The sequence below is a fragment of the Cedecea neteri NBRC 105707 = ATCC 33855 genome (assembly GCF_001571265.1).
Taxonomy (GTDB): domain Bacteria; phylum Pseudomonadota; class Gammaproteobacteria; order Enterobacterales; family Enterobacteriaceae; genus Cedecea; species Cedecea neteri.
In genome coordinates, this window is sequence record NZ_BCTL01000138.1 from 1 (window position 1) to 544 (window position 544).

Consider the following 544-nt stretch of genomic DNA (forward strand, 5'->3'; position numbering starts at 1 on the left):
TGGAAATAAAAGAATACCGGTTCATGCAATGAAAACGAGCATTTTTTATTCAGCAGTGTGTATCAACGTATTGCGAGGGGATAATGGCCTCTAAATCGTCACTCAAGGCTTTTCGCGAGAAAGTCGCCCTCATTCAGATGGAACTGCGCGATCGCATCGAGAGCGAGAGTGCGGGTCTCGACGCCAGCCCGGAAGCGGTGCAATCGCGCCGGGCACAGGTTTTTGACCCGGTGACCGGGTTTCGTTTCTTCGTCAACACCTACTTCCCGCACCACGTTAAACACGCGGCGACCAGCGAGCTGCACGAGTATCTCTATGACCGTCTGCCGCAGGTGGTGGCGAGTCCCGACAGTGAAAATGAAGTCATTGCCGCCCCGCGCGGCGAGGCCAAAACCACGCTGGGCCAGCAGCTCTTCGACCTCTGGTGCGTCGTCCGCGAGCTGAAGAAATTCATCATCATTGCGTTTGATACCACCGAGCAGGCCGCCGAGTCGCTGGAGGTCATCAAGGCCGAGCTGGAGTTTAATGCCGGGCTGTCGCTGGA

The 544-nt window shown here is 56.4% G+C and carries 1 pseudogene; it reads left to right on the forward strand.

The annotated features are described in order from the left end of the window. Window positions 1-83 precede the first annotated feature (83 nt). Window positions 84-544: pseudogene (locus tag CNE01S_RS24175) on the forward strand (phage terminase large subunit); the annotation flags it as partial.